This window comes from Bacteroidota bacterium (assembly GCA_019637975.1).
In the GTDB taxonomy this organism is placed as follows: domain Bacteria; phylum Bacteroidota; class Ignavibacteria; order UBA10030; family UBA6906; genus CAADGV01.
The window spans coordinates 22043-35633 of the sequence record JAHBUR010000020.1 but is presented as its reverse complement, the minus strand read 5'-3'; the positions used below and the strand labels follow the sequence as shown (position 1 = coordinate 35633).

Below are 13591 nucleotides of genomic sequence, written 5' to 3'. Positions count from 1 at the left end.
TGCAGCAACCCGACATACTCTCGTCGGTACGTAAGGCGTTCATTACATCATCAAGGCGAGTAACTTTGATACGGTGTCCTTCATTTCCTTCCGATGCACAATCATATCGACGAACCCGTGCTCGAGCAAAAACTCCGATCGCTGGAAGCCCGGCGGCAAATCCTTCCCGATTGTCTGCTTGATAACGCGAGGCCCCGCAAACCCGATCAATGCGCCGGGTTCGGCGAGATTCACGTCGCCAAGCATGGAGTAGCTCGCTGTCACGCCGCCGGTTGTCGGATCGGTAAGAATGGAAATGAAGGGAATGCCCGCATCGCCAAGCCGCGCCAGTTTTGCGCTGGTTTTCGCCATTTGCATCAATGAGTATGCGCCTTCCATCATGCGGGCGCCGCCGCTCGAGGAAACAATAATGACAGGCGTTTTCGTCTTCCAGCCGCGGTCAATCGCCCGGCCGATTTTTTCGCCCACAACCGAACCCATACTTCCACCGATGAATCCAAAATCCATGCAGGCAACGACGGCGCTGCGTTCGTTCATTTTTCCGGTTCCCCAACGGACTGCGTCGTACAATCCTGTTTTCTTTATTGCATCCGGTATGCGTTCACGATACCGTTTCGTATCCTTGAATTTCAGCGGATCGACAGACCGCATCTTGTGGTCGTATTCTTTGAATGTTCCATCATCAAAAAGAATCTTGAAGTACTCCTTGCTGCCGATCCGGAAATGTCTGTTGCATTTCGGGCACGTGTACATGTGCTGCTCAAGTTCCATCTTGTGGATGATTTCATCACACTTGTCACATTTCGTCCACATGCCATCCGGCATTTCCTTCTTTGCCGTTGCCGGCGCTATGTTCTCTTTTGATCGTTTAAACCAGGCCATTTCTGATAACCTTCTCAGTTCGCAACGTTGGTGTAAAATTCCTTGACATATTTCGGCTCGAGGGTTTTGATATCGGCAAATGTGCCTTCCCGAGCCAATTGCTCTCCCAACAACGCGATGGTTGCAGCGCTGCAGTGTGCATCCTCTGCGGAAACGTGCATAACTGCCGCTCCGTCGGGATGCGCGGCAAATTTTACAGCCGCATCCCCTGTTAGGGTGACACTCTCATTCATGACACCCTTGAACAACGCATCGAGTGTGGAGTCCCGCTCTTTCCATTCAGGATGCACAGTTGTTCCGTTTACGCGAAACAACTGGCAGTACACTTCGTCTCTTCGTGCATCTATTGCTGCAAGAATATACGGAGTTCTTCCACTATTCACTGCCACGGCCCGATACGCCAACGCATGAAGCGTCGAAACGGCAACAAGGGGTTTATCGAGTGAAAAGCAGAGCCCCTTCGCGATGCTCAGGCCGATCCGCAATCCTGTGAACGAGCCGGGACCGATAGAAACTGCTATGGCATCGAGGCCTGACAAGTGCATTCCCGATTGTTTGACAACCGCGTCGATGAGGTCCATGATGCGCTCGGCATGGGCGTTCTTCTCATGAATTTCAGCTTCTCCCGACACAGTGCCGTTGACACTAAGAGCCGCCCCACACACAGTCGTCGCGGTTTCGATACCGAGAATCTTCACGCGGGAACACTCTCCTTTACCGAAATCACTCTGTCGTTCTCCCCCGTTCCGAAGTCGATCACAACCTCAAAACGTTTCGAAGGAAGCAGATCGGAAACAAGCTCGGGCCATTCTATCATGCAAATGCATCTGTCGGTGAAGTACTCCTCAATGCCGAGTTCCCGTATTTCCGTTCGCCTGTTGATGCGGTAGAGATCGATGTGAATTACTTTCCCGAACGGGGCTTCGTATTCGTTGATGATCGTGAAGGTCGGACTGGCAACATGGCCGTGTGCATGCAATCCCTCACACATCCCGACGACAAAGCGGGTTTTTCCGCTCCCGAGGTTTCCGGACAGCGTGACAACATCGCCCGGCCTCAACTCTTGAGCAAACGTCTTGCCGAGAGCTGCTGTTTCATCCGCCGATCCTGAAAGGAACTTTTTCATCCCCTCGGCTCAAGCTTGATAACAGGCAGAATCATCTCCTCCATGGAAATGCCGCCGTGCTGGAAGCTGTCACGATACTGGTTGAGGTATTTGTGGTAGTCCGTCGGATAGACGAAGTAGTAGTCTTCTTTCGCGATAATGTAGTTTGTTGCCACGCCGCGTTTCGGCAGTTTGTACTCCAACGGATTCTTGATGAAAACGGCCGCTTTGTCGTCCGCTTTCAAATTGCGCCCGTACTTGTAGCGGAGATTGGTTGAAGCCTCACGATCGCCAAGTACTTTCGATCCCCGCAAGCTGCGGATACTTCCGTGATCCGTTGTCAAAACAATCCGCACATTCTTATTTTTCGAGAGGATCTTCAACATGCCGAACAAGGACGAGTGAATGAACCAGGACTTCGTAAGAAGCCTGTATGCCGACTCATCCGGCGCAATTTCCTTCAGAAGATGCGAATCCGAACGGCCGTGTGCGAGCATATCGACAAAATTCACGACAATGGACGTCAACCGTGCGTTCGTATAGGAGTTGATCGTGTTTTCAATGCTTCGCCCGAATTCCGCGTCAAGAATCTTGACGTACTTTGCCTCCGGTTTGAGTTGGACTTTCCTGCGTTCAAGAAGGCCGTCGAGAAATTGCCGTTCATACCGATTGCGACTGTTCTCGTCGTCTTCATTTTTCTCCCACAACTCGGGATATCGCAACTCAACATCGCTCGGAAAGGAGCCGCTGAAGATAGCATTGCGCGAATACGGTGTTGCCGTTGGAAGAATGCTGTAGTAGTATTCTTTGGAGATGTTGAAATACTCGTGCAGCAGACTTTCCATCATCAGCCATTGATCGAGGCGCAGACAATCAATCACGAAAAAGAACACCGACCTGTTCTCACGCAATTCGGGAATCAGAAACCGATCAACCACCTCGTGCGACAAGACGGGCCGGTTTTTCGCCTGCTCCACCCAATCCCGGTAATTATTTTCAACGTACTTGCCGAAGGCAAGGTTGCATTCCCGAAACTGATCATTAAGTGTCTGTTGCAATCCGAGTTCGGGATGAGCGTCCAATTCCATTGAGCGATTGACAAGACGCGCATACATATCCACCCAATCCGCGTGATCAAGCGGGCCCATCAACGCCATCGTGATTTCGTTGAAATCCCTGACATAGTCCCGCGAAACCGTCGCCCCGGTAATCTTCTTTCCCTCCAAGAACTTCTTGCACGCCATCAAAATCTGGCTGGGATTGACAGGCTTGGTCAGATAGTCGCTGATCTTGACGCCGATCGCCTCCTCCATCAGCGTTTCTTCTTCGTTCTTCGTCACCATCACGACGGGAAGATTGGGGCGAATGTCTTTGATTTCGCCGAGTGTGCGCAATCCGCCCATCCCCGCCATCATTTCATCGAGAAAGACAAGATCGAAATTCCGATCCTTCACCATGCTCACCGCATCTTCTCCGTTTGTCGCCGTGTCAACTGTATAGCCTTTTTCCGACAGGAGGCGGATGTGGGAACGCAGTAAATCAATCTCGTCGTCAACCCACAGAATTCTTCCTTTATACTCTTCCATAACTTTCGTGTTCCGGATTCAAGAAAATGATAACCAAATCAACAGCCAGATTCAAACAGACGAAAATCTCCTCACCTCACTCACTGAATCGAGATATGAATATCAAGTCCCGCTTCGTTTGTTGTGCTGCCGGGAATCGCCGAACCTTGTGCATCGGGGGTGATCTTTGTAAGACGATAATACACCGATGCATTGACGCGCTGACTCAACACGTATTTGATGCGCGGCTCAAGAATCGTGCGTGTCGAACCCTCGAGCGGAACGCCATCCACATTGCCGATCGTCAGTCGCGCTACTTCAAACTGCTTGCGGGAATTTCTCGTCAGCGAGTATGATGCATTGATTTCGAGATCGTTGTTCAACGAAAGTCCGAAGAACGGAATCTCAAACCCACGCCGTGAATAGGATGCCGTGAAGGATATTTCCTGTGAAAGCGTCTCGACAATATTCCGCGACGACACGGCAAGGTCGTACGTTGTGTTTGTGTTGTACCTGATGTTGGCACCCATCGCCCCTTTCAGCAAGTCCTTGAACGTAAAATTCAACCCAACCAGCGGCGCGAATCCGTATGTCACCCGCTGGCCTTCCGTCCGCTCACCGCCGCCGCCGGGCCTGTTGGCAAACGATCGTGTGTAATTCGACGCGTAGGAATGATCGAACGAGAGCCTGCTGACGAAACTCTCGAACATCGGAATGCGCTCAAGCCCATCCCACCGCAAACTCCAATTTACACGCGGAGTGAACGGTCCGAAGATTTTTCTGAAGAAGGGAAGCGCTTCAAATCCCTCTTCGAATGCTTTTGCAAGCGCCTCCTCATTCCTTTGCGATTCGGAGAGATTGCCATACCGGGTCGCCACTTCCTTCAGATTACTCTTGAACGTGCCAAAGAACAGAAAATCCGGCAACGTGAAGAACGACCTGTCAACACTTCCCGAAGAGCTGGCTGTAAAGGGGCGGGCAGGATCGTTGTAAATGATTCGTCCGAGTGAATCGGTTGTAAAATTCTCCGAGCTGCTGTACGACCAGCCGACGTTCCAGTTGAGATCGAGTCGTGCCCCTTCCCACAAACCCCGCGAGGTCTTAAACGACAGGCGGTTGGTTTGCCTGAACGTGTTTTGCAAAGTTCCGCTCGCAGCCCGGGGGCCGGGTTCAACATCCCAGCCGAAGAACGGAAATTTCGGGCGCGTGCCGAAATTCGTAAGCCTGCCGTGCGGATCGGAAATCAAGCCGAGTTGATAAAGGCGCGAGGGACCGTACCGGGGATCGGACTCCTGGAAGAAGGGAACCCTTCCCCAGAAGTTCACAAAACCCGGCCTGCCGATGACGCCGTTGTTCGCAGCATTGTTCGTTTGCGTAAAAGTAATGCTCACCGTCTCGTAATCGAGCAGCGGAACTTTGATCAACAGCCTGGCGACTTCCTTCAACTGACCTAACACTTTGTCAAGCCCGCCTCCTCCGGGAGCCGTCGAATCGCTTGCGGCAACGACAGTTGTATCGCCGGCCCCGCCATCGTCCTCCACCTGAACCGACCTTCGGCCACCTTTGTTCATCGGGCCTCCGACACTTGATGACTGGGCAGAGGATTCAAAGAGCGGGTCGAACAATTGCTTCAACCTGAAGTTGAGTGAGAAGGTAATGTTGTTCCCCCAACCGGCCGATTTTCCAAGATCGCCGCGAATCAGTGTATTCTGCCAATTGTAATCTACGCTGTACCCGAACGATAAATCCAAATACTTTTTGATATTGAAGATGTTCGGGATATTCGGCCGGGTGCTGAAGTTGTTCCGTTGTGAATAGCGTGTATCCTGGCCGAAGTTGATGAACGAATTGTTGAAGAAGATATCGTCAAGAATCTTGGAGAATCTGCGCTGTTGATTCGTGAGCGGGTTTCGAGATTCAACAAGCTTGCCTCGACATTCAAAAAAACCTGTAGTCACCGGAAAGGTTCAGCAAACCCCCTTCCGTCAACTTCCAGGCAAATCCCAATGATCGAGTTGTATTGAAATTGCGATTGATCTGTTCCTGCGATCCCACCGTTCGCTGTAGCGACCTGTCGCGAGAGCGGTTTGCGCTCAACGACCAACTGAAGCTTTGCGGCGCAAACCAGATCTTCATATCCTTGTAGTCATCCAGAAACCAGAGACCCGCAAAAATACTCTTGAAGGGCTGAATGAAGTAATCGGGACTGAACGCAAGCTGGTATTGAATCCGGGCACTCCATTGCCACGATAATCTGTACGCTGTAGTCGGATTTCTCTCTCTCGATTTCGTGTAGTTGAATCCGAAAGTCAGCTTGTTCCACGTATCACGAATCCACCATTCGTCAGAAGGAAGTGCAATCCTGAAATTGGGCGCCGCCCATGAATCGGATGTACGGTACGTCTCCGCGTCAAGCACAAGTTGCGCCGCGGCCGCACTCGCATATTCCTCTGAATATCCCTTCGCAATGAGGCGCTCCTTTTCAAGCCGGGCAGCTTCACTCACCAACACATCCGAACTTGGCAGGTACTTCGGCCTGATGAGGCCCTCAGTATGTGAGTAGGAAATGGGAAGAGTTGTCCCGGCCCAATTCGACGGGAAAAACTTGCCGAAGTCAACGTTTGCCGCTATGCCCCAATTCGTGCCCGTTTGCCGAGATCCGAACCGCTGTTCAATGGAGTGAAAATTGGGATCCACCTTCGAGTAGTTGAACGACACCATTCCGAGGTCGGCAAGCTTCACGCTTGCATCAAACCTGTATGCCCAGCCGGGCGAATCATCCACGTCAATAAGACGCAGCTCGTTCACCCACACCTGTCCGAATAACGAATCAACTGTGCCTTTGCCCATCGGGTTCGCAACACCGACCGACATGTAACGGACTTGTGTGAGAGACGGATTTCCCAGTACGCGGTACACGGCACCGGGAGGGCCTCCGGGTACGACACGTTCTACAAATTGCGTGAGTGAATCCCTTCCCTGCTTGATTGCGGTAAGATCCTGAAACCGAATCTCAACATTGTTGAGCGCATTCCACAGTTTCTCGGATTTCACCTCGACCGGGTCGCCGGGCAGAAGCGGCGACGCTGGATGAATCGGCGACCGGTACTCGTAGTAGTTCAGCGAATCGGCACCGAAGCGGAAGAAGAATTCCGCATCATAATTGTTCACATCAACGTAGTGGAATTGCTCATCGCCGTGAACGTACATCTTCATCGTCCGGTAGTTGAACAAATCCAGCGGACGGGTCGTGTAATACTTTACGGCTTGCCGCGCTTGTCCGTCGGGAACCCCTCTCAGAATGAGGGCGAGGGATTGCTCGTTAGCGTAGATTTGTTCCTCGGGACGCGTCTTGTCCCGTTCCCGGATAACGCCCGGCGGCGATGCATAAATGTTCGAGTTTTCTTCGATACCTACTATGCTCACCGCGAACGTCGGATCCTCTTTGTCCAATTCCTGCCATTGGTTTCCGACAAGGGAGAAATCGGCAATGCGTAGAAAAACGGAATCTGCTTCATTCTGAAATGAAAGGCGGATAGACTCAACATTCTCAAATGTCGGTGATCCAACTACAGAATTGTATTCACGAATCGGAATTCTAAATTGGTAGTAGACACTCGTTCCAATACCCCCTCCAACAATGTTGGGGTTTCGTGCTCGCACAGTATCCAGTGAGATTTCATAGCGAAAATACGAATTGGCTTCGTTTAACGTACCGTCTGAATTCAGATCTTCGGTATCGGGATACAATCCATTTTGGCTTGTCCGGTTGTTTTCCGTCCCGTTGACACGACTGTAGTCAAAGGAGTTGGGTGTGTACGCGTAATCGTCGCCGCTCGGGTCCCCATTTCCGTTCAGGTCGCCGTAGAGGGCGAGTTCTTCGGCATTCGTAAGCATGTCAAGGCCGACATCTTCCCACGGTTGGAGAGTGTAGTTTATCGTCCCTTCCCTATTAGTTCCGGGTGGTGACACTTTGTCTTCTGTATTCAAAATTCTGTTCGGGATAGCATCTTCGCTAATTGAGCCAAGATCAACGTACATTTTTCCTGGATCCATCCCAGGCCTCGCTCCATTTGCCCCCACCATCATCCAGATTTCAATGAAATTGATGTTCTCCGTGATCAGGTTCGTACCTGCGATGGAAATCGGCCTCATGATGCCGCCCCAGTTTCTGAGCTGCAATGAATCGGCTATTGAACCACGATTGTAGTTGTACATGCCCCGCTGGGTCGGGTGGTATTTCACATCCATCACGGTCAGCCGGTTGCTTGCCGCGCTTCCAGCAAGTTTGTCCGGATATACGTCGGTCAGTTGGACCAGATTGTACACGTTGTACCAGATTGTCTTTGCCTTATAATTCATCCTGGAAGTATCATTCACCCCTAACGAGGTATCAACCGGCGGGCTCGCCTGAAACCACTGGGCATAGTTGGTTCCGAGCGGAATCGTACGACGTGAGCCTTCAAAGTCGTCGATGTACGCGATACCCGAACCACCATCGCCGGAAATTGTGCTCTTTCTTGTGTTCGGGTCAGGAGAGACATAGGCGGCCTCTGCCGCGAGTTTGAAATCGGAAAGTTCCCGGGTTTGAATTCCCGGCAACGCATCAATGGCACTGGTAAGAAACGGAAGTTTGATGGTTGTTTGCCCGTCAAACCCGACAATGGTGTTCTTGTTCGGCTCTTCCCCCAACCGTACTTTGTCGCTCAAGGATTGTTGGTTCAGACTGAGAACAGTGAACCCGAAATTCGTGCTTTGCGAAACAAACAAGTCGCCCCTCGCCCCAAACAACGTTTTCGAAGCAAGCTGGAACAAATCGTTCTGCTCGTACTTGATTTGCAACTGTGCGCCCGGTACCAGCGCTTCGGGATTGCGAATAACAACCTCGCCGAGAATATAGTCAACCGAATAATCGACGTTGGGCGTCAAAAGCCGGTCACGCAGGTAGACTCGAACACTTCCTTCCACAACGTTGAAGCCCAAGTTATATTTCGAACTCGTTTCACCCGTCGCTTTACCCTGGATGAGGTACTTGTTCCGGATGCTCTGCTGCGCAACAGTTTTTGTTGTGTCGTAAATTTCGCGAAAACCATACACCTCCGGATCAATGGCAACAGGAGGATTGAGCGACAGAAAATACTGGACAAGCCCGCTGCCGAAGGGCTCGAGGTACGGGAAGATAATTTCGGCGCGCGATTCCTTTACGGTTCTGTTGGGACGAAAATCGAACACATTATCGCCGTTTGGTGCGGGTGAATCATCAGCGTTAAATCTGTCAACACCCAACACACGCAGAAGCCGCTCGTTCTGTATGATATTCACCGGGTCTTGACCGTCTTGTCGCCGGTACACATCCAACTCAAACCCGGCCTTGCGGATGTTCCTCAGCCTGAGCGAGTAGATGTTCTTCAACATCTGCCTCCAGGCAATATCGTATCGCGGGCCGACGGAATTCAGATTCTTTGGTTTAACCATCTTCAGAACGAATGTGCGCGAGGTATCCTGCGCGGGGATATCGCGAGACAAATCGCCGTACTGCCTGCCGTCGGCCGTGCGATAGGCAATACCGACGGTTTGCTGGTCGCTGACGGCATTCAGGGCAATAACACCGATATAGCCATCCCCCATGAGTTCATATTCACTGGCAAGAAGTCGACGCATTCGAAGGTTCTCCACCCTTCCTGGTGGATCGTTAGCAAGCCGCAGCGAGTCTCCGTAACCGCCGGCAGGTCTCGGATCCAGCACAATATGAACGGACGCCTGCCGCGAGTTCAGAATTTGCGTTTGATCGTTGCCTGAGAAGAACACCCACACTTCCTCTTCGAGAATCTGGCTACCGGAATTTACGGTCGCAGGATCATTCAGGTAGTAAGGCTCAAAAAGAGGACGGTACGATGTATCAACAAAATAGTAATTCGTGGCATAGTCGTATGCATCAATCGAAAACGGATTCTCTTGAGCGCCACCTTTGGCTTCAACCTCTTTGATTTGCCCTTTCTTTTGCGACGCAATTGTGGTCAGGGTCAGCGGGCCCGTCTGCAATTTGGCTTTGATGCCGAACAGCGCGGCGCTTTGACCGATCAACGCCGAGGGGGTTTGAAGCGAAACGTTCCCGGCCTCAATGCTCTGCACAATCTCGTCTTCGTAGCCTGTATATTTGATTTTGAGTTGATTCTCGAACTCGAATGTACGCTGCGTGTTCCAGTCGGCAAGGATATTCAGCTTGTCTCCGATCGTGCCGTTGACTGCCACTTGCACTTCCTGATTGAAATCCGGCTCGTTCCGTGTTTGATCGAAAACGTTGATTGTCTGCTGATCGTTCTTCGTGGAACGGAAACCTGCCCGAATATCAACGGCGCCGCTGATTTGCAGATTGATTTCGGGCTTGCCGAAGATGCTCATGATCGGGTTCGCCGGAACCGGAATTTGAATCTTGGTGAAGCTGGAAAAGACGTCGCCGATGTCTTTCTTCAACGCGAGAGTTTTCGGCTTTCGTGCCTCGTCGGCGAACAACTTCCGGCGTTCATATTTCTGCCGCTCGGCAATATATTCCTTGAGCGTGAGACTGACGGGAATCTTCACATCCTCATTACCAATCTTCGTGCTGAAAAACAGTCTCGATACTGCTGAATCCGCAGTAACCTGATGGCGTACCGGTGTTTGTGTTGGGCTGGTAAACAACGGATACACCCGGTCCGGAAAAAGCTGCACCTGCGGCGGATCGTAGCGCTTGTACTTCCAATGCTCAAGCCGTGCGGTGGAATCCAGGTACACAACCCAGGTGGTATCCTCGAATGCCGGGGTTTCACTTGTGCGTGAGGTCGGGCTGGAGAACTGTCCGCTTGCTCCGCCGATACTTCTCCCTCCGGTTCTTGATCGGATTGAAGTAGGAAATTGCGGGTCGCCGGGTTGAGTTTTTGTCACTACACCTCCGGGAATGGAATCCGGCGGAGGAAACAGAGACTCATAGTGCGAGGCAGGACGATAGAATCCCGAAGTTGAATCGGGAGAAAGGAACACCAGCCCCGCAAAGACAATCGAGAAGAAAAGCGCAACAACCCTGACGGGATGCGCGTGCAAAACACGAAGGAGACTCCGGAAAAGAAAAACCACGTCGATTCTCAAAATGTATATGCCCTGAGCGGTGGACTAAGTTTGTGCGGAGTGGTGATGGTGTCCGACCTCTGCATCTGTGGATGAACCACGCTTCGGTCCTCTACCTGCAACACTCCGAAGACGGGCGTTTCCATGCATTAGCAAAAGCAATCGATATGGTCAATCCTCCTTGGATGTGGGACCGAAAAACCGGGCTCGGCTGCATTAACGTAGAGAATTGTCGTCTAAATATCAAGCCATTTGTTGTGTATAAAATGCTCCACAACTTCCTGCGGGGGAACAAGTTCGGGGATTTGGCAGAGCATATCTTTCAAGCCTTCCTTCCCCGGTTGTTCCTTGGAAAAAACTCCTTACTCAAGTATATTGATGCATGAAGCTTCACGTCTTTCCGCGACATCTTTCATTCTACCTCCTGCGCGCCCACATCGGACCGTTTCTCTTCTCGCTTTGCACGCTGATGTTCCTGTTTCTCCTTCAATTTGTAATGAAGTTTATCGATCAGCTTGTGGGAAAGGGATTGAGCGCATGGACGATCTTTGAACTCATCACACTGAATCTTGCTTGGATGCTTGTCCTTGCCGTGCCAATGTCCGTATTGGTTGCCGTACTCATGGCATTCGGCGATCTTTCATCACGAAACGAAATCACTGCGATGAAAGCAAGCGGCGTGAGCATTTACCGGATGATGGCGCCTGTAGTTGTGACTGCGGGAATTCTGGCGACATTGCTCGTGGTGTTCAATAATGACGTTCTGCCGGAAGCAAACCACCGCGCCAAGACGCTGACGATGGATATCCGCCGCAAGCGACCAACGTTCAGCATGGTTGCAGGCCTGTTCTCCCAGGAGATTCAGGGATACAGCATGCTTGTGAAGAAGACGTTCGAGAAGAGCAACGACCTTGAAGGGATCACACTGTACGACTATACGAATCCGAATTCCAACGTCGTTATCACTGCCGAACGGGGAACAATCTCCTTTTCCCAGGATACCCGCAAGCTCATTATGGATTTGCACAGGGGCGAGATCCACGAACTCAACCTTGCGAACATGGTCGAGTACAAACGCATCCGGTTCGAGAACCACCGCATTGTAACAGATGTACAGGGATTCGATTTCGAGCGAACCGAGGAAGGCACGGTGATGCGCGGCGACCGTGAGCTGAGTGCACACGTCATGCTGGGTATTGTTGACAGCCTGCAACAATCCAGACAAAAGCTCGACTCCGGCCTCCAGCACCTTGTGACACAGGATATGGAACGCCTCCTCACCGGCCTCGTTCCCCAAAAACCGGCACCCCCTGCCGAGGGGCAAATCACGTTCGGCACATTCAACATGCCCGCACAGCTTCTTCAGACTACCATCAGAGGAACCGAATCAGCCGAGACTCGCGTTCGTGTCACAAGCTCGACTGTGCAGAATGAGCTGCTGCGTATCGACATGGAAAACAGAAGAATCGACCAGTACAAAGTGGAGATTCACAAGAAGTACTCGATTCCGATTGCGTGCATTGTGTTCGTACTGGTGGGTGTACCGCTGGGCATCATGTCGCGGCGCGGAGGATTCGGTATTGCCGCAACCCTGAGCTTCGGATTTTTCCTGATGTACTGGGCTTTTCTGATTGGAGGAGAAAAACTCGCCGACCGCAATCTCCTCTCGCCATTCTGGGGCATGTGGGCGGCCAACATTCTACTCGGCATCATCGGCGTGTACCTGACTCTGCGTATCGGCAAAGAAGCCGTGGTTATCGACTGGGGCTTTATGCGAAGACTCATTCCGAAGCGTTGGCGCAAGGACATGCCGGAGGATGCATCGTACAATGCCCGGTTTGCCGAATGAAGTTGATCGATCGCTATATCATCAGGCAATTCCTCACGACTACACTCTTTTCGCTGTTGGGCGTTCTCGTTGTCTTCATCGTTATTGATGCGATGGAAAACCTGGATGATTTTATCGACAGAAACGCATCAGTCCAAATCATCCTCACGTACTACCTGTATTTCATGCCGGAGATCATCAAACTGATCATGCCGGTTGCCTTGTTGCTGGCGAGCCTCTTTGTCACCGCCCGAATGTCAACACAGAACGAACTGACGGCAATGAAAGCAGGTGGCATGAGTTTATACAGAATCGTCATCCCCTATCTTGTTGTCGCATTCATCATCAGCATCGCGTCCGTGTACTTCAACGGCTGGATCGTTCCAAAAGCAAACAAGCACAAGTTCACGCTCGAGCGAGTGTATTTGCTGAAGAACACCGTCAGCGGATCGGGGGCAAATATCTACATTCAGGACTCGCCGACCCGCATTCTCTCCATAGGATACTATGATGAATACCGCTCGACCGCAAGCCGCGTGAGTATTCAGGATTTCAACGACACCAATCGCACAATGCTGGTTGGACGCATCGATGCTCAGACGATGGAATGGGACTCCACCGGCCACCGGTGGATGATGCGGTCAGGCGTCAGGCGCTGGTTCGCCGACGACAAGGAGCATTACGAAGCATTCGAGATTCACTTTCTGGAGAAGATCCATTTCGACCCCGAAGATTTGCGCAAGAAACAGGAACAACCCGATGAAATGGAGTATCGGGCTCTCGAGAAGTTTATCGACAATCAACGCCGTGCAGGGCAGGATGTTTCGCGCTGGTTGGTGGATTATCACAGCAAAATTTCGTTTCCGTTTGCGTCGGTGATTGTGGTATTGTTCGGGGTTCCGTTTGCGTCGGTGAAACGGCGTGGAGGAATTGGCGTGCAACTCGGCATCAGCCTGCTGATTTGTTTCATCTATCTTATCTTCATGAAAGTAAGCCAGGTGTTCGGTTACAACGGCGATGTCAATCCGTTGCTTACCGCTTGGATGGCAAACCTTCTTTTTTTAGTCGGCGCTGCGTTCATCATCATCCGCGTGCAAAAATAGCAAA

The 13591-nt window shown here is 51.5% G+C and carries 8 protein-coding genes; 2 read left to right on the top strand and 6 right to left on the bottom strand.

All coding sequences use genetic code 11. The features are described 5' to 3' along the window. Positions 1-42: 42 nt before the first annotated feature. The 6 genes from accD to sprA all read right to left on the bottom strand — a co-directional run bounded on the left by accD (position 43) and on the right by sprA (position 10665). A complete protein-coding gene (accD, locus tag KF749_11905; protein MBX2991855.1) occupies positions 43-882 on the bottom strand; it encodes an acetyl-CoA carboxylase, carboxyltransferase subunit beta in 840 nt (279 codons plus the stop codon). 14 nt (positions 883-896) lie between these two features. Beyond that, positions 897-1580, bottom strand: a complete 684-nt coding sequence (tsaB, locus tag KF749_11900; protein MBX2991854.1) for a tRNA (adenosine(37)-N6)-threonylcarbamoyltransferase complex dimerization subunit type 1 TsaB — start codon at positions 1578-1580, stop codon at positions 897-899. Then, entirely contained in the window at positions 1577-2008 is a 432-nt protein-coding gene (gene tsaE / locus KF749_11895; protein MBX2991853.1) for a tRNA (adenosine(37)-N6)-threonylcarbamoyltransferase complex ATPase subunit type 1 TsaE, read from the bottom strand. Before tsaE ends, tsaB begins: the two co-directional genes overlap by 4 nt. Next, positions 2005-3573 (bottom strand): response regulator, encoded by a 1569-nt coding sequence (locus KF749_11890; GenBank protein MBX2991852.1) that lies wholly within the window; start codon positions 3571-3573, stop codon positions 2005-2007. Before KF749_11890 ends, tsaE begins: the two co-directional genes overlap by 4 nt. Before the next feature lie 80 nt (positions 3574-3653). After that, on the bottom strand, positions 3654-5510 hold the full coding sequence (locus KF749_11885) for a hypothetical protein (protein MBX2991851.1): 1857 nt from the start codon (positions 5508-5510) through the stop codon (positions 3654-3656). Then, positions 5491-10665 carry a cell surface protein SprA gene (sprA, locus tag KF749_11880; protein ID MBX2991850.1) on the bottom strand — a complete coding sequence of 1725 codons (5175 nt, stop codon included), beginning with the start codon at positions 10663-10665 and terminating at the stop codon, positions 5491-5493. Before sprA ends, KF749_11885 begins: the two co-directional genes overlap by 20 nt. 373 nt (positions 10666-11038) lie before the next feature. On the opposite strand from sprA, the gene KF749_11875 reads away from it, so the two are divergent. Both KF749_11875 and lptG read left to right on the top strand, forming a co-directional pair. Beyond that, positions 11039-12505, top strand: coding sequence for an LptF/LptG family permease (locus tag KF749_11875; protein ID MBX2991849.1), 1467 nt, complete (start codon positions 11039-11041; stop codon positions 12503-12505). Next, complete coding sequence (gene lptG, locus KF749_11870; GenBank protein MBX2991848.1) at positions 12502-13587, top strand: LPS export ABC transporter permease LptG; 1086 nt, start codon at positions 12502-12504, stop codon at positions 13585-13587. The genes KF749_11875 and lptG overlap by 4 nt, the downstream gene beginning before the upstream one ends. Positions 13588-13591 lie beyond the last annotated feature (4 nt).